This window comes from Erwinia sp. 009765445 (assembly GCF_058137865.1).
Window position 1 is genome coordinate 1 of record NZ_JBYUWC010000063.1, and the last position, 644, is coordinate 644.

1 protein-coding gene is annotated in these 644 nt (G+C 52.0%); it reads left to right on the forward strand.

The window, feature by feature from the left end:
• Window positions 1-130: 130 nt before the first annotated feature.
• Window positions 131-644: L-lactate permease (locus AC3Y5R_RS24210; RefSeq protein ID WP_205935364.1), on the forward strand; the 514-nt coding region annotated here is incomplete at its 3' end.

The following is a 644-nucleotide window of genomic DNA, read 5'->3' on the forward strand; positions in this document are numbered from 1 at the left end:
CATTTAGTTAACCATTCATTGTCATTATCCCTACACAACACAATTGGCAGTGCCACTTTTACACAACGTGTGACAAGGAGATGAGCAACAGGCTCATTACACGATGTGCGTGGACTCCAGGAGACCTGCAATGAATCTCTGGCAACAAAACTACGATCCCGCCGGGAATATCTGGCTTTCCAGTCTGATAGCATCGCTTCCCATCCTGTTTTTCTTCTTTGCGCTGATTAAGCTCAAACTGAAAGGATACGTCGCCGCCTCGTGGACGGTGGCAATCGCCCTTGCCGTGGCTTTGCTGTTCTATAAAATGCCGGTCGCTAACGCGCTGGCCTCGGTGGTTTATGGTTTCTTCTACGGGTTGTGGCCCATCGCGTGGATCATTATTGCAGCGGTGTTCGTCTATAAGATCTCGGTGAAAACCGGGCAGTTTGACATCATTCGCTCGTCTATTCTTTCGATAACCCCTGACCAGCGTCTGCAAATGCTGATCGTCGGTTTCTGTTTCGGCGCGTTCCTTGAAGGAGCCGCAGGCTTTGGCGCACCGGTAGCAATTACCGCCGCATTGCTGGTCGGCCTGGGTTTTAAACCGCTGTACGCCGCCGGGCTGTGCCTGATTGTTAACACCGCGCCAGTGGCATTTGGTG